The sequence below is a fragment of the Candidatus Methylopumilus universalis genome (assembly GCF_006364435.1).
In the GTDB taxonomy this organism is placed as follows: Bacteria; Pseudomonadota; Gammaproteobacteria; order Burkholderiales; family Methylophilaceae; genus Methylopumilus; species Methylopumilus universalis.
This window is the reverse complement of sequence record NZ_CP040977.1, coordinates 283,544-302,324: the sequence shown is the minus strand read 5'-3', so window position 1 is coordinate 302,324 and position 18,781 is coordinate 283,544. Positions and strand designations below refer to the sequence as shown.

The 18,781-nt window shown below is 37.3% G+C and carries 21 protein-coding genes; 6 read left to right on the top strand and 15 right to left on the bottom strand.

Annotated elements, in window-relative coordinates:
* Positions 1–4: 4 nt before the first annotated feature.
* The 8 genes from FIT70_RS01740 to murJ form a co-directional block, all read right to left on the bottom strand.
* Positions 5–1,201, bottom strand: coding sequence for a sialidase family protein (locus FIT70_RS01740; protein ID WP_139930403.1), 1,197 nt, complete (start codon positions 1,199–1,201; stop codon positions 5–7).
* Positions 1,176–3,437, bottom strand: a complete 2,262-nt coding sequence (locus tag FIT70_RS01735; RefSeq protein WP_223257742.1) for a TonB-dependent receptor — start codon at positions 3,435–3,437, stop codon at positions 1,176–1,178. The genes FIT70_RS01740 and FIT70_RS01735 overlap by 26 nt, the downstream gene beginning before the upstream one ends.
* A gap of 72 nt (positions 3,438–3,509) precedes the next feature.
* Complete coding sequence (locus FIT70_RS01730; RefSeq protein ID WP_139884227.1) at positions 3,510–3,887, bottom strand: DUF2946 domain-containing protein; 378 nt, start codon at positions 3,885–3,887, stop codon at positions 3,510–3,512.
* Positions 3,888–3,916: 29 nt separating this feature from the next.
* Positions 3,917–4,555: a sulfite oxidase-like oxidoreductase gene (locus FIT70_RS01725; RefSeq protein ID WP_139930400.1), complete on the bottom strand. Its 639-nt coding sequence runs from the start codon at positions 4,553–4,555 to the stop codon at positions 3,917–3,919.
* Between the two features lie 2 nt (positions 4,556–4,557).
* Positions 4,558–5,025 (bottom strand): signal peptidase II, encoded by a 468-nt coding sequence (lspA, locus tag FIT70_RS01720; protein ID WP_139870065.1) that lies wholly within the window; start codon positions 5,023–5,025, stop codon positions 4,558–4,560.
* Positions 5,018–7,789 carry an isoleucine--tRNA ligase gene (ileS, locus tag FIT70_RS01715; protein WP_139930398.1) on the bottom strand — a complete coding sequence of 924 codons (2,772 nt, stop codon included), beginning with the start codon at positions 7,787–7,789 and terminating at the stop codon, positions 5,018–5,020. Before ileS ends, lspA begins: the two co-directional genes overlap by 8 nt.
* Positions 7,790–7,794: 5 nt before the next feature.
* A complete protein-coding gene (locus FIT70_RS01710) occupies positions 7,795–8,691 on the bottom strand; it encodes a bifunctional riboflavin kinase/FAD synthetase (RefSeq protein ID WP_139930396.1) in 897 nt (298 codons plus the stop codon).
* Positions 8,692–8,700: 9 nt separating this feature from the next.
* Positions 8,701–10,236 (bottom strand): murein biosynthesis integral membrane protein MurJ, encoded by a 1,536-nt coding sequence (gene murJ, locus FIT70_RS01705; protein WP_139867070.1) that lies wholly within the window; start codon positions 10,234–10,236, stop codon positions 8,701–8,703.
* A gap of 212 nt (positions 10,237–10,448) precedes the next feature.
* On the opposite strand from murJ, the gene rpsT reads away from it, so the two are divergent.
* Complete coding sequence (gene rpsT / locus FIT70_RS01700) at positions 10,449–10,712, top strand: 30S ribosomal protein S20 (RefSeq protein ID WP_139867068.1); 264 nt, start codon at positions 10,449–10,451, stop codon at positions 10,710–10,712.
* A 26-nt stretch (positions 10,713–10,738) separates the two neighbouring features.
* On the opposite strand, the gene FIT70_RS01695 is transcribed toward rpsT, so the two are convergent.
* The 6 genes from FIT70_RS01695 to rplU all read right to left on the bottom strand — a co-directional run bounded on the left by FIT70_RS01695 (position 10,739) and on the right by rplU (position 15,194).
* On the bottom strand, positions 10,739–11,854 hold the full coding sequence (locus FIT70_RS01695) for a 5-(carboxyamino)imidazole ribonucleotide synthase (protein WP_420897691.1): 1,116 nt from the start codon (positions 11,852–11,854) through the stop codon (positions 10,739–10,741).
* Positions 11,855–11,886: 32 nt separating this feature from the next.
* Positions 11,887–12,387 (bottom strand): 5-(carboxyamino)imidazole ribonucleotide mutase, encoded by a 501-nt coding sequence (purE, locus tag FIT70_RS01690; RefSeq protein ID WP_139867064.1) that lies wholly within the window; start codon positions 12,385–12,387, stop codon positions 11,887–11,889.
* 21 nt (positions 12,388–12,408) lie between these two features.
* Positions 12,409–13,527, bottom strand: a complete 1,119-nt coding sequence (gene proB, locus FIT70_RS01685) for a glutamate 5-kinase (protein WP_139867062.1) — start codon at positions 13,525–13,527, stop codon at positions 12,409–12,411.
* Positions 13,508–14,542 carry an Obg family GTPase CgtA gene (gene cgtA, locus FIT70_RS01680; RefSeq protein WP_139930392.1) on the bottom strand — a complete coding sequence of 345 codons (1,035 nt, stop codon included), beginning with the start codon at positions 14,540–14,542 and terminating at the stop codon, positions 13,508–13,510. The genes proB and cgtA overlap by 20 nt, the downstream gene beginning before the upstream one ends.
* Before the next feature lie 65 nt (positions 14,543–14,607).
* Positions 14,608–14,865 (bottom strand): 50S ribosomal protein L27, encoded by a 258-nt coding sequence (gene rpmA / locus FIT70_RS01675; RefSeq protein WP_139867058.1) that lies wholly within the window; start codon positions 14,863–14,865, stop codon positions 14,608–14,610.
* Between the two features lie 14 nt (positions 14,866–14,879).
* The gene (rplU, locus tag FIT70_RS01670) at positions 14,880–15,194 is read right to left on the bottom strand and encodes a 50S ribosomal protein L21 (protein WP_139871077.1); all 315 of its coding nucleotides are present in this window, start codon (positions 15,192–15,194) and stop codon (positions 14,880–14,882) included.
* A gap of 165 nt (positions 15,195–15,359) precedes the next feature.
* On the opposite strand from rplU, the gene FIT70_RS01665 reads away from it, so the two are divergent.
* Entirely contained in the window at positions 15,360–16,328 is a 969-nt protein-coding gene (locus FIT70_RS01665; RefSeq protein ID WP_139930390.1) for a polyprenyl synthetase family protein, read from the top strand.
* Here FIT70_RS01665 and FIT70_RS01660 read toward each other — a convergent pair.
* Positions 16,325–16,675 (bottom strand): hypothetical protein, encoded by a 351-nt coding sequence (locus tag FIT70_RS01660; RefSeq protein WP_139867052.1) that lies wholly within the window; start codon positions 16,673–16,675, stop codon positions 16,325–16,327. The two genes, FIT70_RS01665 and FIT70_RS01660, sit on opposite strands and share 4 nt — an antisense overlap.
* 97 nt (positions 16,676–16,772) lie before the next feature.
* Between FIT70_RS01660 and coaE the strand changes: the two genes are divergently transcribed.
* From coaE to FIT70_RS01640, 4 genes are read left to right on the top strand one after another with little or no spacing between them, the layout of a single operon-like run.
* On the top strand, positions 16,773–17,378 hold the full coding sequence (gene coaE / locus FIT70_RS01655; RefSeq protein WP_139875394.1) for a dephospho-CoA kinase: 606 nt from the start codon (positions 16,773–16,775) through the stop codon (positions 17,376–17,378).
* 21 nt (positions 17,379–17,399) lie between these two features.
* Complete coding sequence (gene zapD / locus FIT70_RS01650; protein WP_139867048.1) at positions 17,400–18,167, top strand: cell division protein ZapD; 768 nt, start codon at positions 17,400–17,402, stop codon at positions 18,165–18,167.
* The gene (locus FIT70_RS01645; protein WP_139874277.1) at positions 18,164–18,352 is read left to right on the top strand and encodes a DNA gyrase inhibitor YacG; all 189 of its coding nucleotides are present in this window, start codon (positions 18,164–18,166) and stop codon (positions 18,350–18,352) included. Before zapD ends, FIT70_RS01645 begins: the two co-directional genes overlap by 4 nt.
* 4 nt (positions 18,353–18,356) lie before the next feature.
* On the top strand, positions 18,357–18,779 hold the full coding sequence (locus FIT70_RS01640) for a copper chaperone PCu(A)C (RefSeq protein WP_190247545.1): 423 nt from the start codon (positions 18,357–18,359) through the stop codon (positions 18,777–18,779).
* The last annotated feature ends 2 nt before the right edge of the window (positions 18,780–18,781 follow it).

Here is an 18,781-nt window from a genome sequence, read left to right as displayed (position 1 = left end):
AAATTTATTCAAGAGCTATGAATTGATAGCCATCTTTAATGGTATTCCAAGAAAGAAAGGCTTTGTTGTTAAATTGAATAAGCTCAGGATAGTCTGAAGCACCTTCAGTTTTTTTGATTTTTTTAGCTTCTAGCCAATTTTTTCCGCCATCTTCTGAAATAGCTAAAACAATATAGTTGTCCGAGTCATTGATCTCTTTCCAAGCTAGATAAACTTTTTCATTGATACTCAATAGTGATGGGTGGCCTGCCTGAAAGTTAGCATTTCCAAACCTCTTAGCGGGTGAGCTTACCCAAGCATCGCCATCGATTCGTCCATAAAATAAACCTGCTTTATCTCCCCCATCAAACCAAGCCATATGATATCCCCAGTCACCTCCTCTAGATATTGCAGGGCCGTGATGAGGACATGCGTCAATTTTCCAACCACCGAAAGTGGCTCTATTGACGACGATATTATCGTTAAGATCAATCTTAGCTACTGCATGATCTCTAATACCCCCATCATAAAGCTGCCGCCACAGAGCAATAATATTTCCTCTACTATCATTGGTTAAACTAATTCTGCAGCATTCACAACTGCTATCAACAATTTTTTTCTCGACTTTAAATGATTCGCCAAAATTCTCTGAAACTACATAATACAAGGCTGCTCCTTTATACTCTCTTTCTTTTTTTTGCAGTTTGGCTTTTTCTAAATCGCGCTTGTCTACCCATGCTACAAAAATTCGCCCGTCTTTATTTACATTGATAGCATCAAAACGATGTGTAATTTCTGACTTATCTTGGTGAACAATCTGAGGCAATTCAAAAGTTTTTCCACGATCTTTTGATCTCGCAAACCATATATAGCCTGTATAAGGCTTTGAAAGAGCCTGGGTCCAAGTGACATAAATATTCCCCTCAGGACCAATAGCAATCTTAGGTTTTGCGTCTCCTGATGTTCCTATTTTCTGAAGTTCTGTATTTACATTTATAGATTTCGAGAAATTAAGTCCTTGATCATTTGATGAGTCAACAATAACAAATCCCTGCTGCTCTCTCACTCGCCATAAAGTTCCTGACTTATCAAATGAGACCGAAGCGACAACCGAAGGGCCATGACTATGACCCTCATGAGAAAAACTCGTCTCACAGAATAAAATCAATAGTAAAAATATTATTTTTTTAAAAAACTTAATAATCAAATTTAACTTGCACATAGCCTGTTCTTTGAGAAAGTGGATGGGAAACATAAGCCTGATCATTAAAAATATTATCTACTCCCAATGAGGCTGTCCATCTATCTTTAAATTTATAATTTGCCTTAGCATCTACAAATAAAAATCGACTAGCGCCTTGATATGTCTCTGGATTGATATCTGAATTATCCAATTGTATAAATTGACGTCCGCTATATCTTGCAGCTAAACTCATTGTGAAATCTTCACTTACTCTATAAGTTGCTACAGCTTTATAAAGCTGTCTTGGGATGCGGGGCACTTTTTTATTGATATACGAAGGCGCCGCATCATTTTTCAAAATCTCTGAATCGATTAGGGTCGCGTTAGCTACCACATCAAGTTTAGGAATCATTACGTTTTTCAATTCAGTTGCTAATTCAATGCCATGTATTCTGACATGATCTACATTCTGAACATATGAACTTGAAGTACCAACAGATGAAACGTTTGTTTGAGAAATTAATGCGTCATACCTATCCTCTCTAAAAAGACTAGCTCTTGCAAGGCCGTTTGCAAAGCGTCGCTCCCCTGTGATTTCACTAGAATAAATCTCTTCAGGTTTTAAATTGGGATTATTCGTAACAATCCTGCCATTGTCTGTTAACTGTTGGAATAGCTCTGTGACGGTTGGAAATCGGTACGCTTTGCCAAAGGCGGCTCGAAATCCCCATGCTGGTACAGGTTCAAAACTTAAGGATACCTTGGGAGAAAAGGTATTTCTAGATCTATCCTCATACCTAGCAAGATTTGTAGTATTTTGGTTTACTCCATCATAAGCTTCATAATGCTCTTGACGAGCTCCCAATGTAAGCGCCCATAACGGCGTTATTTGCCACTTATCTTGAACATAAACAGCATGCGTTTTTGTATTACCGGAAGATAAGGAACTAAAAGTTCCTTTTTGTGAGCCCATCCAATCACTAGATGCATTTACTATTTGCCTTAGCTGATAGTAATCTAAGTGGTAGCCGAGATCAATGGTGTGATCTTTTGGACGCAATGTGATGCGACTATCGAATACTGTCCAACCTGTACCTGCAAGGTCTGTGATCTGTCCGGTTTTTGTAATATAAGGATTGGTATTAGCAGTTCCAGTTAAATTTGATCGATTACTCAAGTCCTTAGAGTAATCATAATCAGATAGTGTCATTTGCCAATTAAAGAAACCTTTATCATTAGATTTAAAATCTATGGATTGCATCACGTGAAACGCTTCTGCCTGAGCTGGATTCATTCTTGTTGTTGCTAAACTATATTTTTTATTATTAAAGTTCACATCTCCACCGTAAATTGAATTGCCGTCGCTATCCTTAATATAACTTTGTACATTCTGTCTGCTATCAAGATCCCATAATCCAATTGTATAAGCGAGCTTAGATCCATTTAAAAATTCATACTGACCTTTAAATTTTCCATTTGTCTGAATAGAAGTATCGATAGCTGTTGCACCAAAAATAACTCTATCCTGATTTGAAATGCCTTTATCCTGATAAGCGCCTGTCACAAGAGTTGCACCTCCTGCTGCAGTTGAACTGAGATTAGCAACTAAAAAATCAAGGGGCTGTGCCGTATTTTCAAGTCTATTCATACTCGCCCAAAAACTGAAATCATTGACTTTATTACCTATAGAAAGAAATTCACGGTTACCAATCTTAGTTTGATCAGTACCATAAAGCTTAAAATTTTGTATAAAACTTTGCACTCCGGCATGAGCTTCTAATCTTTCAGGCATGCGTGTTTCGATATTGATCACTCCCCCCATTGAATTTCCAGCATAGAGTGAAGAAAAAGGACCATACATCATACTTATCCTTTGAATTTCTTCAGGATTTACCATGCCCCATCTTGGAGGATATGAAAATGAATTCCCAAGTAAATTAGATAAAAGGATACCGTCAGCGTAAAGCATGCTTTGTGCGCTAGATATGCTTCCTATGGTTCTTGAAGAAATAATACCGTTTCTATCTCCGATAGATCTTTCCCTCACTTGAATGCTGGGTAAGTATTTTAAAGTCTGTGCTGGTGTTGCAGCGTTAACACTCTCTTCAATTTGCTTTCTGTCAAAAGTTTCAACGGTAGCCGGAAATTTCATAATACGGCTATCGACAAAAGAATCTTTGACTGTAATAGTACCGGTCACCAAATCAGATGTCTCTCCAGACAAAGCTGATGGCACAATACATAAATATAAAATAGCAGGAATAATCTTCTTCATAAGCATTTAATCAATCTCGAAAAATAGAAAAAATGTGCAAATTTATGCACAAGTGATGCATTACTAGATAAATTAAATAACTGGCGGGGCTTGAGGAGGGTGAGAGGATCTAAAGTAGGACTGAAGTATTGGGGATTCGTATTCTAGGAAAAATTTCGCAGGATTAGGAATCAAAGTTAATCCTAATTGAATATTACCTTCTGGTAGATAATTCTTATCTGAAGTTGTCGAACAATAAGCACAATGAATCATATTAATACTTGTATGATTTTTATCTGGGCTATCATTTTGCGTCGAAACAAATTTAATGCCTTGAGAAGTACAAATTCTCTCTTGATTATCAAGATTATTTTGTGACTCAATTGCGTGTGAAATTAATGGCATAAAGGATGTTAAAAGCATTGCAAAAATCGCAATCCAACTTCCTATTTTTTTATATGCATTTTTCATGGTCAGAATATTATAACAAGAATTGATTGCTAATTTTCTGAAAAACGCTCTTCAAGCCATGGATCAGCATCATTATGATATCCGCGGACTTCCCAAAAGCCCGGCCTATCTTCAGCGTGCAATTCAATGGCTTTTAGCCATTTTGCACTTTTCCATGCATAACGTTTAGGCACAACTAATCTTACTGGGCCGCCATGTTCATTTTCTAATGGCTTATTAAAAACATGGTGCGCAACAATCACATCATCATCTAGCATAACTTCTAGTGGGATATTAGTCGTGTAATCGTCATAACTATGAAGCGTTACAAAATTAGCCTTATTTAATGGCTTAGCTAAACTTAAAATGTCCCTAGCTAAAACACCCTCCCACGGCACATCCAACATAGACCAGCGTGTCACGCAGTGAAAATCCGAAATATCTTTTGTTTGAGGTAGTTTTAATAAAGAAGTCCAATCCAAATCAATTTCTTTTTCAACCAGACCAAATACTTTCAAGTTCCAATTACTTTCATCTATGTCAGGTCTGATTCCTAAATCAAGTATAGGAAATTTAGTGGTGAGTGTTTGCCCTAAGGGAATACGCTCATTTTGATTGGGTTCGTTTCGTTTTAAGCCCTTTTTAGCAAGAGCGATTTTACCTTCTATCAGTTTTTTCCAGTCAGGCATGATTAGCTCAATAAAGGTTTTTTGTTTTTAAATGCATCATAAAGAATTAAAGCGACGCCTATTGAAATAAAGCTATCTGCCACATTAAATGCTGGCCAGTAATAGGCTTCGTAGTGAACATAAATGAAATCGATCACAAAACCATAAAAGCTTCTGTCACACAAATTACCTATTGCTCCGCCAAGTATGAAGGCGAGGGCTAAGCACAATAATGGCTGTTTTAATCGCTGATGCATTAATCGAATAATGATAAAAATTGCGACCAATGAAACGACGATAAAGAAATATCTCTGCCAGCCAGAAGCTTCGCTTAAAAAACTAAAAGCGGCTCCCGTATTTTGAAAATGCACAATATTAAGAAATGGAGTTATTACTAAAGCACTTCCAAAATCTAAATGGTTAAATATCCATTGTTTGGTTATGAGATCCAAAATAACAATCAAGAATGCAATCACAATATATTTACGCATGAGACCTTACTTCACCTTTTTCAAAAAGATTACTGATGCATCGATTGCAAATCGTTGGATGTTCATGATGCGATCCAACTTCTTTGCGATAATGCCAGCATCGATCACATTTTTTATGCTCACTTGCGCGAACATCTATATGTAAATCGCCTTGTCTTTCATGAAGTTTTGCACGCGAAGTAATCATCGAAAACTTAAGATCTTCATGAAGCTTCTCTAAAGATTCATAAATTTCACCTGAAGCGTAGATATCAATCTCAGCCTGAAGTGAAGAGCCTACTAATCCTTTTTCACGTAACTCTTCAATTTTTTTATTAGCAATTGCACGTACATGAATAATATGCTCCCATGCTAGTAATTCCCTTGCGTCCAAATCGTGAGGTGGTAGGTCATACCATGTATCCATAAATACTAATTCATCACTTTCTGGCATGAGAATCTGCCAAATTTCATCTGCTGTAAAGCTTAAAACAGGGGCCATCAATCTCATTAAGGAATGTGTAATATGGAAGATTGCACTTTGCGCAGCTCGTCTTGCTTTAGAATTTTCATTTGATGTGTAAAGTCGATCTTTTAAAATATCAAGATAGAATCCACCTAGGTCTTCAGAACAAAAGCTTACAAACTTTTGCATGCCTAAATGAAATTCATAAGATGCATAATCTTTTTTAATATGATCTTGCAGCTGATGCGTCAAATGTAATGCATAGCGATCTATCGACAGCCATTCTTTCACTGGAAGTAAATCTTTTTTATCATCAAAATCGCCAAGGTTAGCTAGCAGAAAGCGTAAGGTATTTCTTATGCGCCTGTATCCCTCAGCAACTCGCTTTAAAATTTCGTCTGAAATAGTGAGTTCGCCAGAATAATCTGTAGAGGCTACCCAGAATCTTAAAATATCAGCACCATATTGATCCATGACTTTTTGTGGTGCTACGACGTTGCCCTTAGATTTACTCATTTTATGTCCACTTCCATCAACGACGAAGCCGTGCGTTAATAGAGATTCATAAGGCGCTCTTCCATCAATTGCGCAACCTGTAAGTAAGCTCGATTGAAACCAGCCCCGATGCTGATCTGAGCCTTCCAAATAAAGATCAGCTGGATAAGCTAAGTCTTCACGTTTTTTTAGCACAGAAGCATGCGTCGTTCCTGAATCAAACCAGACATCTAATGTGTCACTTATTTTTTTATATTGATTAGCATCTTCGCCAAGTAATGTTTTAGCATCTAAATTAAACCAAGCGTCAATACCTGACTTCTCAACTTCTCTAGCAACCAATTCAGTTAATTCATTAGTGCGCGGATGTAATTCGTAAGTTTCTTTATGAACAAAAAGTGGCATAGGAACACCCCAGTTTCTTTGGCGAGAAACGCACCAGTCAGGGCGATTTTTAATCATAGCTTCTAAACGCGCTTTCCCCCACTCAGGATAAAAAGTAGTATGACTGACCGCTTCGTTTGCATTCTCACGCAATGTCTTTTTATTATTTTTTTGATTCATCCCAATAAACCATTGACGTGTAGCCCTGAAAATCACTGGTGTTTTGTGGCGCCAACAATGTGGGTAGCTATGTGATAATTTCTTCGAAGCAAATAAAGATTGATTAGCGTCTAATGTTTCAATAATTTTTTTATTGGCCTCCCAGATACTCTCGCCTGCAAACTGTTCAACAAAAGAATAAAACCTTCCCTCTTCGTTGACTGGGTTATCTACAGGCAATTGATATTGCATCCCAACTGCATAGTCCTCTAACCCATGTGCAGGTGCTGTATGAACAAGTCCAGTTCCAGCGTCTAGAGTGACGTGGTCGCCACATATGATAGGTACATTTCTTTTATAAAACGGGTGGCTGAGTTTAAGATGCTCTAAATCTTGACCTTTACATGAGGATAATTTCTTAAAAGACTCTAAACCATAATACATAAGATTTTTTTCAGCCAAATCTTCAGCAAGGATAAGATTACCTTTTTCAGTACTATATAAACCGTAACTTAGTTCAGGATGAACACATACAGCCTGATTCGCTGGAAGTGTCCAGGGTGTTGTTGTCCAAATCACTGCGAACGTATCTTCTACTTCTTTTATATTGAATATCTTTTTTAAAATATCACCGTCTATAACTTTAAACCCCACATCAATTGTAGGTGAAGTTTTATCTTCATATTCCACTTCAGCCTCAGCCAATGCTGAACCACAATCAACACACCAATGCACAGGCTTGCTTCCTTGATAGAGGTATCCATTTTGATGAATATGTCCAAGCGATCTCATGATGTCGGCTTCGGTTTCAAAATTCATCGTGAGGTAGGGTTGATTCCAGTCCCCTAATACACCTAAACGTATAAAATCATTTTTTTGTTTTTCAACTTGCGTTGCTGCATATTCCCTACATAGTTCTCTAAATTTTTTAGGGTCAATATTCTTGCCATGCAATTTTTCGACAACAAGCTCAATCGGAAGTCCATGGCAATCCCACCCTGGAACATATGGTGCGTCAAACCCAGATAAGGTTTTTGATTTAACAATAATATCTTTTAAAATTTTATTAACAGCATGCCCAATATGAATATCTCCATTTGCATAAGGTGGGCCATCATGCAGAATGAATTTCTTAGCGCCCTTTCTTTTTTGTCTAATTTTTTGGTACAGCTTAAATTCCTGCCAGCGCTTAACCCAAAGAGGTTCTCTTTTAGCAAGATCACCACGCATAGGAAATGGCGTATCTGGCAAATTTAATTGATATTTATTTTCTTCGGTCATATATTTTATTTTTCAAAAAAACGTGTTGCATGTATTACGTCTTTTTTAATCTGTTCAATGAGTGCATTAATATTTTCAAATTTCATTTCATCTCTAATCTTTTCCAGAAAAGTCACTTGCACATGCTGCCCATAAATATCTTCATTGAAATTAAGCAAATGAACTTCTAGCAAAAGTTTCGGGATGCCTGCAACTGTCGGTCTGATTCCAAGATTAGCAACGCCATTTCTATTTCCTAATTTTACCGCATATACACCTGTTAGAGCCGGTCTCGAATGCTTCATATGAATATTGGCAGTTGGAAAGCCCATTTGTCTTCCGCGCCCGTCTCCTTTAACCACTTTTCCGCTGATCGAATAAGACCTACCTAAAAATTCATTGACTGATTCAATACGACCCTCTTTAAGGTCCTCTCTAATTGATGTGCTTGATACTCGCTTACCTTTCACATCGATTTCTGGAATTTCGAATAATTCAAATCCACTTTTTCTCAAGTCTTCTATTCCCGCTAATCTTTGAGCTCCAAAACGAAAATCATCTCCTACGATAATGAGCTCTGCTTTTAATTGCTTTTTTAATATTTGATGCATAAACACATCGCTAGAAATGTTTGCAAATTTTTTATTAAAGGCACATACAAAAACATTTTCCACGCCACAGCTTGAAAAAAACTCTAGCTTTTCTCTTAGGCTCGTAAGTCGAGTTGGTGCATGTTCAGGCACAAAAAATTCTTTAGGGTGCGGTTCAAATGTCATAATCGATGGTGTAATTTTTCTTCTTTTAGATTCCTCTATAAGTTTTTGAATAAGGGCTTGATGGCCTATATGAACACCGTCAAAATTGCCAATTGTAAGACCAATAGGCGTTTCTGAACTTAGTGGAAAATGGCGAAAGACTTGCATCACAAAAACTTAAATAGCTCTTCGAATGAATGATTGAAGTCTTAATCCCATCATCCACAATGAGCCAAAATAAACAACTGAACCCGCAAGAATAAGCATTATTAAGTAAATCAATCTTTTTGAAATTGAATACTCAAGCCAAAGCAATGAATCTCCTTTTAAATAAAATAAAGTGAGACCCATTAAAACTAAGGCAATAAAAAGTTTTATTAAAAATTGTGCCCATCCATCATGAGGTTTGTAATACCTGCCTTTTCTTAAATGATAATAAAGAAGGCTTGCATTTAGGCATGCGCCCAAACCAATCGCGAGCGCTAAGCCTGCATGTTTGAATTGTCCAATAAATAACATGTTCATGAGTTGAGTTGAGAATAAAGTAAAAAGTGCAATTTTGACCGGCGTCTTAATATTCTGTCTTGCATAAAATCCAGGTGCTAATACTTTAATCATGATTAAACCCATCAGTCCAAAACTGTATGCAATGGTAGCTTGTTGAGTCATCAAAACATCATGCATATTAAAAGCGCCATAGTGAAATAAGGTTGTAATTAAGGGTAGGGATAATACGGCCAATGCAACAGCTGCAGGCGCTGCAAGAATAAAAGTCAGCCTTAGTCCCCAGTCAAGTAAACCTGAGTATTCTTTTTGATTCTTACCTGAATAAGATTTCGAAAGGCTTGGCAGTAGAATCGTTCCGAGTGCTACGCCTAAAACGCCTGCTGGAAACTCCATGAGTCGATCCGCATAATACAGCCATGAAATACTTCCGGTCTCGAGAAATGATGCAAAGATAGTATTAATAAGCAAAGATAGTTGCGCAATAGATACCCCGAAAATTGCAGGTCCCATGAGTTTAATAATTCTCCACACACCTCGATCTTTAAGATCCAATTGATATTTAGGAATAAACCCAATTTCTCTTAAAAAGGGAATCTGAAAAATTAACTGGAGCACGCCCCCAACAAATACAGCCCAAGCTAGAACTAAAATAGGCCGATCAAAATAATCGGCAAAAAATAATGCTGCAAATATAAAAGATAAATTAAGCCATACAGGCGTAAAAGCAGGTACGGAAAACTTGTTGAAAGTGTTCAGAATGCCGCCAGCCATCGAGACTAGAGAAATAAAAAATATATAAGGAAAGGTGATTCTTAATAAATCAACAGTGAGCTGAAACTTTTCAGAATGCTCTATAAAACCTGGCGCACTAACATAGACAAGCCAAGGTGCCGCAAAAATACCAATGCATGTAATTGCTATTAGAAAAAGACTTAATAATGAACATACGTGATTAATTAAGAGATGTGTTGCCTCATAACTACGTTTGTTTTTATACTCAGCAAGAATTGGGACGAAAGCTTGGGAGAAAGCGCCTTCTGCTGAAATCCGCCTTAATAAATTGGGAATTTTAAAAGCTACAAAAAAAGCATCCGTCTCCATGCCCGCGCCAAAGATTTTGGCGATCAAGCTATCCCTCACAAAACCTAAAATTCTTGATACGAAAGTCATGCTTCCGACGGTTGCGAGTGCTCTAAGAAGATTCATTGAATTTATCTATTTAAGTGTCACTAAATTACAAAGATTTTAGCATGGAGGTCGTTTTATCAAGGTTTCCAACAAAAATATTGATAAGCTTAGAATATCAAGGGGATATGACTGAAATTTAGGACTAAAATGAGCGTTTTATCTTGTATAAAACCTCAAATATCGCTAAAATTCTCGCCTTCGTAATAAAAGATATTAACTAAAGGATAAACATGGCAAATACCGCACAGGCTAGAAAACGTGCCCGCCAAGCAACGAAGCAACGAGCTCATAATGCAAGTTTGCGTTCAACTTTGCGTACTGCAATTAAAAAGATTTTAAAAGCAATTCAAACTGGCGATAAAGCAGCTGCAAAAACATCTTTCCAAGAAAATGTTTCAGTTATCGACCGTATCGCTGATAAAAAGATTATTCATAAAAACAAAGCGTCACGTCATAAACAACGCTTAAACGCAGCAATCAAATCAATGGCTTAATTTCAAAGAGAGCTTCTCTCTTTGATCTAAGCAATTCCCAAAAGCTTTCTTACTTTTATAGCCTTTTCAAAGGCTATATCTAAGTTTTTATCTACCACGGTAAAGTGACCCATCTTTCGACCTGGTCTTGCCTCATGTTTTCCATAAAGATGCATTTTTAAACCCGGCTCATTAAAAGCCTTATCCCAATCAGGTTTTTTTTGTTTGCTGTTTGTCCAAACATCCCCTAATAGATTAACCATGACAGCGGATGAATGAAGCTCAGCGCTTCCAAGCGGAAGACCTGCTAGCACTCTTACCTGTTGTTCAAACTGACTCGTCACAGAAGCGTCAATGGTGTAATGACCAGAATTATGCGGTCTAGGAGCAATCTCATTAACAAAAACTTTACCCTCACTGACAAAGAACTCAACGCCTAGTACGCCGACATAATTAAGTGCTTGAGCTACTTGTTTTGCAAGTTGATCCACTAAATTATTAATCAATTGTGTTGAACGCGCCGGCACAATGGAGATATCTAAAATACCGTTAGTATGAATATTCTCTGAAACATTAAACGTCTCTATATGACCTGCTTGATCTCGCGCCAAAACTAAAGAAACTTCCATATCTAAAGGAAGTATTTTTTCTAAAACACATTCCTGATTTGAGAATTGATGAAAAGCAGCTAATGCTTCTTTTTGTGAAGCAACTCTTGCCTGGCCTTTACCGTCATATCCAAAGCGAGCGACTTTTAAGATAGCAGGATAAATAGAGGAAGTATCAGATGGAATATCTTTGTCGTCCCGAATGATTTCAAAAGGACCTACGGGCAGTCCTGATTCTTTTAAAAAAGTTTTTTCAAGAACGCGATACTGAGCGACTCTTACCGATTCTGCTGAAGGGCTCACATGTATCTTTTTCGATAAGAAGTCCATGCTATCTGCAGGAACATTTTCGAATTCAGTGGTTACGCCTTGACATGTATCTCTCATAAGTTCCAAAGCCGAAACGTCATCATAAGATTTACATAAATGAATATCTGCGATGGTCCCTGCCGGACTTTGTGGATCAGGATCTAATACAGTGACTTTGTAACCCATCTCATGAGCTGCAATCACAAAGAAACGGCCTAATTGACCTCCTCCAAGAATGCCAAGCATCGCTGGAGGTAAAAGCGGTTGAACTAGCTGACTCAAGGCTTCTCCGATAAATTCATATCGATGACTTTTTTAGCTTGCTTTTCTCTAAACACTTCAAGCTTTTTAGCTAATATTTTATTTTCATGCGCCAAAATAGATACTGCGAAAAGTCCTGCATTTGCAGCCCCTGCCTCACCGATAGCAAAAGTGGCTACAGGAATACCTCTTGGCATTTGTACAATCGATAATAAAGAGTCTTGACCTTGAAGATGTTTTGAAGGAATCGGTACGCCTAATACGGGCAACGTGGTTTTAGAAGCAACCATGCCAGGCAGATGAGCCGCACCTCCTGCGCCTGCAATAATAATTTGATAGCCTTCTTTTGCAGCATCTTCAGCAAATTTAAACATCAAATCTGGGGTCCTATGCGCTGAAATGACCTGGGCCTCGTAAGGCACATCAAAATCTGCAAGCATTTGAGCTGCAAATTTCATGACCGGCCAATCACTGTCAGATCCCATAACAATGGCGACAAGTTTTTTATTTTCTGACATACAAAACTCCCTTTAAAAATCTTAAAGTAAAATTAAATTATCTCGATGAATCAAAGAAGGCTGATCAATGTAGCCCAATAAATTTTCTATCGAATTAGTAGATTTGCCCATAATTTTTTTTGTTTCGGCCGCATTATAATTGATGAGTCCACGCGCAATCTCGCCGCCCTTTGAATCAAGACAAAGCACAACCTCTCCCCGATCAAAATCTCCTTCAACCGAAGTGACGCCAATAGGCAATAAACTTTTACCTTCTTTTTTTAACGCATCGACAGCACCGTCGTCTAATATTAACTTACCTCTTAGTTGTAAATGATCAGCAAGCCATTGTTTTCTTGCTGCAACTTTTAATTGTTTGCTTTCTAAATGAGTCCCTATAGTTTCACCTTGACTAAGTCGAATTAAAACATTTTCTTCTTTGCCAGATGCGATGATTGTATGCGCCCCACTTCTAGATGCGCGTTTAGCAGCTAAAACTTTAGTAAGCATACCGCCTGTACCAATTGAAGAGCCTGCACCGCCAGCCATTGCTTCTAGAGATATGTCGCCTGCAACACCATGATGAATGAGCTTGGCTTCTTTATTTTTTCTTGGGTCTTCAGAAAATAGTCCTGGTTGATCTGTCAAAATCACTAAGAGATCAGCCTCGATAAGATTAGCAACTAGGGATGCCAGCGTATCGTTGTCACCAAAACGAATTTCATCCGTCACTACTGTGTCGTTTTCATTGATAATTGGAATCACTTTAAGTTCTAAAAGTGTATTTAATGTAGAGCGCGCATTGAGATATCTTTTCCGGTCAGCAAGGTCATCATGCGTTAATAAAATCTGTGCAGCTTTTAATGCGTGCTGTGAAAAATTCTTTTCATAAATTTGAACTAAACCCATTTGACCAATAGCAGCTGCTGCTTGTAATTCATTAATTAAAGTTGGTCTCGCTTTCCAACCAAGTCTTTGCATGCCTTCAGCGACGGCGCCACTTGAAACCAAAACAATTTCTTTGCCTGATTTAACAAGATGAGCGATCTGCTCTACCCATGAAGCAATAGCTTTTTGATCTAACCCTTCACCGTGGTTGGTGAGTAAGCTAGAGCCTACTTTAATAATAATGCGTTGACTATTAGCTAATAACGATTTCATTTTGAATTTTTTTATTTTCTTCAATAAAGGTCATGATGTCATATGTAAGCTCTTTACAACCAACTCCCTTAATTGCGGAGATTGAATATACTGGGCCTGACCAACCGAAAGATTTAACAAATGCTTTCACCTTATCTGCAACATCTTCTACCATATCAATTTTATTTAATATCAACCAGCGTGGTTTTTGATATAAAAGTTCATCATATTTTTTTAATTCATTCACAATGGCGCGCGCTTCATCGACCGGATTCACCGAAGGATCAAAAGGTGCGATATCAACTAAATGTAAGAGTATTGTAGTTCTTGCAAGATGTCTTAAGAATTGATGTCCTAAACCAGCGCCCTCTGAAGCGCCTTCAATAAGGCCAGGAATATCGGCAATCACAAAACTTTGATTCTCCCCTACTCTCACCACACCTAAATTAGGGTGCAATGTTGTAAAAGGATAGTCCGCTACTTTTGGTTTCGCAGCTGATACAGATCTTATAAAAGTAGATTTGCCAGCGTTTGGCATACCTAAGAGACCCACATCAGCTAGCACTTTAAGCTCAAGATAAAGCTCAAACTCTTCACCAGGCTCGCCCTTAGTGCATTGTCTCGGCGCTCGATTAATACTCGATTTAAAATGAATATTACCAAGACCGCCTTTACCGCCTTTAGCTAAAAGAGCTCTGTCCCCATGATGGCTTAAATCAGCGTAAGAATCGCCAGTCGCTTTATCTGAGATTACCGTACCGACAGGCACCCTTAATATTAAATCCTCCCCTTTAGCGCCGTAGCATTCAGCACTTCGGCCATTTTCACCTCTTTGCGCTTTTAAAGTTCGCGTGTAACGATAGTCAACGAGCGTATTTAAATTTTGATCGGCTTCGAAAAATACGGAGCCACCTCGGCCACCATCTCCTCCACTAGGTCCTCCCATAGGCTCATATTTTTCTCGACGAAATGTTGCAATGCCATTGCCGCCATCGCCCGCGTAGATCTTAATGGTTGCTTCGTCTATAAATTTCATAATATCAATTTACCAAATAAAAAAGCCCTATCAACTGACAGGGCTTTGTAGAATCTTAGAATTGCTTAGACTGGAACAATATTAACGGTTTTACGTTTTAATGCGCCTTTGATGGTAAAGGTTACCTTACCGTCAGCCTTTGCAAAAAGAGTATGATCTTTGCCCATACCTACATTTACACCCGGGTGCATCTTAGTGCCACGTTGACGAACAATAATACTACCAGCTGAAACAACCTGCTCACCGAAAGCCTTTACGCCAAGACGTTTGGCTTGGGAGTCACGACCGTTTCTTGAACTTCCGCCTGCTTTTTTATGTGCCATGATTAATCCTTAAATTATTTAGCTGATATTTTATCGATTTGAATCTCAGTAAAGCTTTGTCTATGGCCTTGAGATTTGCGGTAGTGTTTTCTACGGCGCATTTTAAAAATTCGCACTTTATCATGACGGCCGTGGCTCACTACGGTTGCTGTAACACTAGCGCCTCTTACAATAGGCGAGCCTATAGTCACGTTATCACCATCAACGACTGTTAAAATTTGATCTAGAACGACATTCGCACCTACATCACCTGCTATTTTTTCAATCTTAAGCTTATCGCCTTGATTTACGCGATATTGCTTACCACCTGTTTTGATTACTGCATACATGATAAAACCTCAAACTTTAACTACTTTAAAAGAATCGCGAATTATACTTAAATTAGGCCTGTTAAGCAAATTCTTCAAGGGTAAGGATGAAGGCTTTTTGTCTGTAAAAAGCCCAAAGAGGGCTATGCTAAAATAAGACTTTAACAACCCTTAAGCCTTGTTTTTGTGACTCTTAGCACCATTTTATCCCCAATTAAAAGCGATTTACTGGCCGTAAACGAGGTTATTCGAGCTTCGCTTTATTCCGAAGTGCCTCTTGTCAACCAAGTCGCAGGCCATATTATCCAGGGGGGTGGTAAGCGCTTAAGGCCAAGCACCCTTCTCTTAGCAGGTGGTTTATTTGGCCCCATTCAAAAAGAGCACCATGAATTGGCTGCAGTCATTGAATTTATTCATACTGCAACACTTCTTCATGATGATGTTGTAGACCAGTCCACAAAACGAAGAAACCACAAAACAGCGAATACTATTTTTGGAAATGCTGCGAGCGTTTTAGTGGGCGATTTTATCTACTCCAGAGCATTTCAGATGATGGTGAAAATCAATCATATGAGAGTGATGGAGGTTTTAGCGAATACAACAAACACAATTGCAGAAGGTGAAGTCTTACAGCTCTTAAATATTCATAACGCTTCTATTGAAGACGAGGATTATTTAAAAGTTGTGTACTACAAAACTGCAAAATTGTTTGAATCTGCTGCCGAACTCGGTGCCATTATAGGTGGCGCTGATGATGCCGACATAAAAGCCCTTGCTCAGTTTGGAAAACATATGGGCATTGCTTTTCAGTTGATTGATGATGTTCTTGATCTATCAGGCAACCCTGAAGAGATAGGAAAAAATCTAGGTGATGACTTAGCAGAAGGCAAACCTACACTGCCTCTTTTATATACAATGAAAAAAGGTAATGATCAGCAAAAAAATATTATTAGAGCAGCTATTGAAAATGGAGGCTTAACCGAGTTAGAGAGTGTTTTAAATGCTGTCAAAGAAACCAAAGCTCTAGAATATGTGAGACAGCTTGCAAAAGAAGAAATAGAAAAAGGTGAAAAACTGATTAAACACATTACATCTTCAGTTTATAAAGATGCTCTTTTAGCTCTCACCCAATTTGTAATATTGAGAGATTACTAGTTTAAAACAATAGGATCACCGTTATCAGCACGGTAATAACTCAGATGCGCACATTTATTGGTGCCTGAGGTTATGGATCCATCAAAAATCGATTTACCGTTAAGATCAACTTGAGCATAGCCATTATTAAACAAAGTTACTTCTGCTTCCTTCTTGCCTTGTCGCAATAAGAAACTAATGGAGTGATCATATTCCGATTCGGAGTAAACTTGCCAATTGCTGCCACCTGCGAGCTGTGAAAGCCAATTAGGTAAATCAACCTCTACTCGACAAATCACTAAATCGGCCCAGGCAGATTGATCTTCCGATGGAATTAAGTTGTTTGGCGTATTTTGCAATTCATTCATAAGTCATAGTTTAAATCATTCATGATCTATTAATGGTGATTAATTCTATAATTTCAAGTAAATTTATTCATAATATTTAAAAAGTTTAAGGTAAATAATGTTTATTATTGGGATGACTGGCGGCATTGGATCAGGCAAAAGTGAAGCGCTGAAAATATTTAAATCCTTAAGTATTAAAGTTATTGATCTCGATAATATTTCAAAAGAAATTACAGAGACAAGTCATCAAGCTATACAAGAAATCAAATTAGTTTTTGGGGATGCTATATTCGATAAAGACAATCAATTAGATCGAAAAAAATTAAAAGAAATTATTTTTTCAGATAAGAATAAAAAAATAAATCTCGAAAAAATTCTTCATCCAAAAATTTATGAAGAAGTGAAAAAAAGACTAAATGCGTTATCGCATGAATCTTATGTGGTGATTGACATTCCACTACTATTTGAAACAAATCAATACACAAGTCTTATTTCTAGATCACTTGTTATTGACTGTAAGGAAAATGATCAAATCGAACGTGTTAAAAAAAGAGATGGTATTGATATCTCTGTTATTCAATCCATCATCGACCAACAAATCAATCGTAGCTCACGCATCGAAAAAGCAGATGATGTCGTTATTAATGATGGATCAATAGAAAAGCTAGAAGAATCGATAAAATCATTACATAAGAAATATTTAAATTTAGTTGCTGTTAAATAAAATCAAACCGATAATGCCCATATGATCACATTTGAATTTCCGCTTAATGAACGCATTCGAAGATTACTTCGTATTGAAGAAATCTATCAAAAATTTGAACATCAATTAAAAAATACACATGATTATTTTGAATTCGGTTGTTTCAATACACTTTTTGAAATAGTACAGCTTGTATCAAGGTCTGATTTAAAAATTGATTTTCTTCAGGAGCTTGAAAGGCAAGAAAAGAAGCAGTCAACGCTCATAGAGAGTCAAACATTAAAAGAAGGGCAGCTCAATCCAAAAGAAATTATTCCAATGATACAAGTAGCTCGTAAAAAGTTAGAGAATATAGATGTAAAGCCTGGCTTTAACTTCAATAACAATTTATTTTTAGAAGAGGTTAAAAAAAGGATTAGCTCTCCCGGCGGCCTTCTTGATGTTGATTTTCCAAATTTTCGTAACTGGGCAACTCATAAAACGAGAAAATCTAAATTAGAGGATTTTAAATCCTGGGCTCAGCCACTTATGGTATTTAAGGATGCGGCCTCTATCATTTTATTAATATTGAGAAATCAATGTCACGTTGAGTCGATCAAAGCAAAAGAAGGCAAACATCAGCAAACCATTGACCCGCTCAAGACATTCGACCTTATCCGACTTGAACTTGAAAAGACTTTAAATATTTATCCTGAAATTAGCGCAAACAAATATACCGTTAATGTTTTCTTTAACCAGCTTAGTGAAGAATTAAAAAAAGAGCCTGTTAAATTAAATCTTGAATTTAAATATAGTATTTGCTGGTTATGAGCTTGAAGATTACTTTTGTAAACTGCCCTCAATGCAATCAAAGCATTGAATATAGTCTATCTAATGCTTTTAGGCCTTTTTGCTCTGAAAGATGCCGCATGATTGATTTGGGTCAGTGGGCAAATGAAGGCTATAAAATTCCTGTTGAAATTAACCTCGAGGATTTAAATGAAGACTCTATCTAGGAAATTGTTAAAATTTATCTTATTTGCAATTGCACTTCTAATATCGACAGAAATACTAGCAGCCCCAGATATCAAAATAGAAAATGCTTGGATTGCTTCTACTGAAGAAGGTGATGATATGAGCGTCGCTTATATGTCACTTTTTAGTAATGAAGATTTAATACTGACTTCGGTTACTTCTCAAAGAATTAAAACGATAGAAATGCACAATACTATTCAAGAAAAAGGCGTCATGAAAATGCGTATGGCGCATGAAATCAGAATTGACCAAGACAAGACATTTGAATTTAAGTCCGGTGGACATCATTTAATGCTCATGGATTTTAAAGGTCCGCTAAAGGCTGGCCAAAAAGTGAAACTTACACTTCATTTTAAGGACAAAAAAAATCAGTCTTTTGATAAATCAATTAACGCAGTCATCAAGTAATT

Coding starts and splice junctions, on each gene's coding strand:
- FIT70_RS01740 (WP_139930403.1), bottom strand. CDS start 1,201: ATGTGCAAGTTAAATTTGATTATTAAGTTTTTTAAAAAAATAATATTT.
- FIT70_RS01735 (WP_223257742.1), bottom strand. CDS start 3,437: ATGAAGAAGATTATTCCTGCTATTTTATATTTATGTATTGTGCCATCA.
- FIT70_RS01730 (WP_139884227.1), bottom strand. CDS start 3,887: ATGAAAAATGCATATAAAAAAATAGGAAGTTGGATTGCGATTTTTGCA.
- FIT70_RS01725 (WP_139930400.1), bottom strand. CDS start 4,555: ATGCCTGACTGGAAAAAACTGATAGAAGGTAAAATCGCTCTTGCTAAA.
- lspA (WP_139870065.1), bottom strand. CDS start 5,025: ATGCGTAAATATATTGTGATTGCATTCTTGATTGTTATTTTGGATCTC.
- ileS (WP_139930398.1), bottom strand. CDS start 7,789: ATGACCGAAGAAAATAAATATCAATTAAATTTGCCAGATACGCCATTT.
- FIT70_RS01710 (WP_139930396.1), bottom strand. CDS start 8,691: ATGCAAGTCTTTCGCCATTTTCCACTAAGTTCAGAAACGCCTATTGGT.
- murJ (WP_139867070.1), bottom strand. CDS start 10,236: ATGAATCTTCTTAGAGCACTCGCAACCGTCGGAAGCATGACTTTCGTA.
- rpsT (WP_139867068.1), top strand. CDS start 10,449: ATGGCAAATACCGCACAGGCTAGAAAACGTGCCCGCCAAGCAACGAAG.
- FIT70_RS01695 (WP_420897691.1), bottom strand. CDS start 11,854: ATGCTTGGCATTCTTGGAGGAGGTCAATTAGGCCGTTTCTTTGTGATT.
- purE (WP_139867064.1), bottom strand. CDS start 12,387: ATGTCAGAAAATAAAAAACTTGTCGCCATTGTTATGGGATCTGACAGT.
- proB (WP_139867062.1), bottom strand. CDS start 13,527: ATGAAATCGTTATTAGCTAATAGTCAACGCATTATTATTAAAGTAGGC.
- cgtA (WP_139930392.1), bottom strand. CDS start 14,542: ATGAAATTTATAGACGAAGCAACCATTAAGATCTACGCGGGCGATGGC.
- rpmA (WP_139867058.1), bottom strand. CDS start 14,865: ATGGCACATAAAAAAGCAGGCGGAAGTTCAAGAAACGGTCGTGACTCC.
- rplU (WP_139871077.1), bottom strand. CDS start 15,194: ATGTATGCAGTAATCAAAACAGGTGGTAAGCAATATCGCGTAAATCAA.
- FIT70_RS01660 (WP_139867052.1), bottom strand. CDS start 16,675: ATGAATGAATTGCAAAATACGCCAAACAACTTAATTCCATCGGAAGAT.
- coaE (WP_139875394.1), top strand. CDS start 16,773: ATGTTTATTATTGGGATGACTGGCGGCATTGGATCAGGCAAAAGTGAA.
- zapD (WP_139867048.1), top strand. CDS start 17,400: ATGATCACATTTGAATTTCCGCTTAATGAACGCATTCGAAGATTACTT.
- FIT70_RS01645 (WP_139874277.1), top strand. CDS start 18,164: ATGAGCTTGAAGATTACTTTTGTAAACTGCCCTCAATGCAATCAAAGC.